Here is a 617-nt window from a genome sequence, read left to right as displayed (position 1 = left end):
AAGTAATTTTTTTTAAATATTAATTATGAAAAAATCAATCTTAAATTTAGGAAAGGCTTTAAATAAAGCGGAACAAAAGGACATTCTTGGAGGTAGAACTGATCTTACGCAGGCAGATTTTGACAAGTGTAAGTTATATATGCATTATCCTGATGGCTCTAGTGGTTGGTCAGGTTATGTTTCATACGAACAAGCTTCTTCACAATGGAACGGGACAGTTTTCTCCGATAACAGTTATGCTTCTGGGTATTGCTGTGCAAGTTGCAGATAAAAAATAATTATACTCCTCTTTTTTATTCAATTTATAAAGAGGAGTTTTTTTAATAAAAAAAACAATTAAAATACAGTTAAAAAAAATATCTTATCGATATTTGAATTTGTATGAAAAAATTCCCAAACTATAAACAAACCGAGGCAAAGGATTGTGGACCTACCTGTATCAAAATCATAGCTAAACACTATGGTAAAACTATTAACACACAACAGTTAAGAAACTTAAGTGAAACTACTAGAGAAGGAAGTAGTTTATTAGGTTTAAGCGAAGCTGTTGAATCTATAGGCTTTAAGTCTTTAGGTGTAAAACTTGCATACAACAAACTATTAGAAGCACCATTACC

Annotated in this window: 2 protein-coding genes; both read left to right on the top strand. The window is 30.8% G+C overall.

The window, feature by feature from the left end; all coding sequences use genetic code 11:
* The first annotated feature begins 25 nt into the window (after nucleotides 1-25).
* Nucleotides 26-271, top strand: a complete 246-nt coding sequence (locus Q0958_RS18845; RefSeq protein WP_299126111.1) for a hypothetical protein — start codon at nucleotides 26-28, stop codon at nucleotides 269-271.
* Between the two features lie 110 nt (nucleotides 272-381).
* Nucleotides 382-617, top strand: a 236-nt coding sequence (locus Q0958_RS18840; RefSeq protein WP_299126084.1) for a cysteine peptidase family C39 domain-containing protein, incomplete at its 3' end; no start/stop codon positions are given.

The sequence above is a fragment of the uncultured Tenacibaculum sp. genome (assembly GCF_947499065.1).
GTDB lineage: Bacteria > Bacteroidota > Bacteroidia > Flavobacteriales > Flavobacteriaceae > Polaribacter.
The sequence above is the reverse complement of the archived record's forward strand: the minus strand, read 5'-3'. Positions and strand labels throughout refer to the sequence as shown.

Excerpts from the sequence above, each read along its gene's own strand:
- Q0958_RS18845 (WP_299126111.1), top strand. The coding sequence starts at position 26 with ATGAAAAAATCAATCTTAAATTTAGGAAAGGCTTTAAATAAAGCGGAA.